Annotated in this window: 2 protein-coding genes; both read left to right on the forward strand. The window is 63.0% G+C overall.

Annotated elements, in window-relative coordinates; all coding sequences use genetic code 11:
* Positions 1 to 284: helix-turn-helix domain-containing protein (locus AC1DT2_RS23590; protein WP_477299112.1), on the forward strand; the 284-nt coding region annotated here is incomplete at its 5' end.
* A 249-nt stretch (positions 285 to 533) separates the two neighbouring features.
* The coding region (locus tag AC1DT2_RS23595; protein WP_477299113.1) for an LD-carboxypeptidase at positions 534 to 1,335 on the forward strand (802 nt) is incomplete at its 3' end.

Below are 1,335 nucleotides of genomic sequence, written 5' to 3' on the forward strand. Positions count from 1 at the left end.
GAGCCAGCGAACGTGGCTTACGTTACGCCTTCGACGACCTGCTCGGCATTCCGCCGAACCGGTACCTCGCCATGCTTCGACTTTGCACGGCGCATCGCAGTCTGGTCACGGCAGAAGCCGGACGGCGTTCGGTCAAGTCCGTCGCGCTCAGCTGCGGTATGTGGGACCTCTCGCGCTTCGCTGAGAAGTATCGCAGCGTGTTCGGCGAGCAGCCGCGTGAAACGCTCATTCGCAGTGCGCCGGCTGATGATCTGGCGGCGGCCGAAGAATTCGAAGGTTGGTAAGCATCACCGCACAGGGACGTGCCGTTTACGATTAGCCCGTTGCCGCAATTGATCAACGGGAGACTCGTTCACCTCCTCTAATCGAGATCTCCACGTCAACCGCGGCGTGAGAGTCCGATCAGGAGAGATGCTGTGATTCACGACGCCGCGCAGACCCAGTCAGGGGTGCTCGAACCCGGATCGGACAACTTCGGGTTGCCTTCGAGGCCTCGTAGAGGTATTGGTAGTACAGGTCACGTACTGCCAGTCATGCCGAAACGATTCGAGATACGTCTTATTGCTCCCTCCGGTTACGCAGAAGATCGCGCCGCCTGCCAGCGAGGTATTGAACGCCTGCAGGCCGCGGGCCACACGGTTCTCGGCGCTCACGTCGTGGACCGGGTGTCCCTGCGCTTCGCTGGCAGCGATGCCGAGCGCGCGGCGGATATCAACCAGCTCGCCGACCCGGATCGGCCCTTGCCGGACGTGGTCATGGCCATTCACGGTGGCTACGGCGCCATCGCGCTGCTGGAACACCTCGATTACGCGGGCCTGGCGGCCCGGTTCTCAGAAAGTTCGTGCGTCATGGTCGGCCATGGCGACTTCACGGTGATCCAGTGCGCTCTGTATGCGCGCAGCGGGATCGGATCGCTCTTCGGCCCCATGCTGGTCCAGGACTTCGGCGCGGGGTACCTGCGCGAGAACACCTGGCGTCACTTCTGGCAAACCCTGCAGTCGCCCCGGACCGACATCACCTGGGCGTGTCCCGAAGGGCAGACGGATCTGCATACCGAGGGCACGTTATGGGGTGGAAACCTATCGGCGCTCTGCAGCCTGATCGGTACGCCTTATATGCCGGCGATCGACGACGGCATCCTTTACCTCGAGGAGACGGGCGAGCAGGCCTACCGTGTCGAAAGGATGCTGTATGAGCTGGCGTTGAGCGGCGTTCTCGCCCGCCAACGGGCCATCATCCTCGGCGGTCTCGGTGGGCAACGCGTCAGCGAGTACGACAATGGCTATGACATCGAGCACGCGCTCGAGCGGTTCGCGAGCGCTTGCGGTACGCCTA

It is taken from the genome of Luteibacter sp. P4_E6 (genome assembly GCF_056401535.1).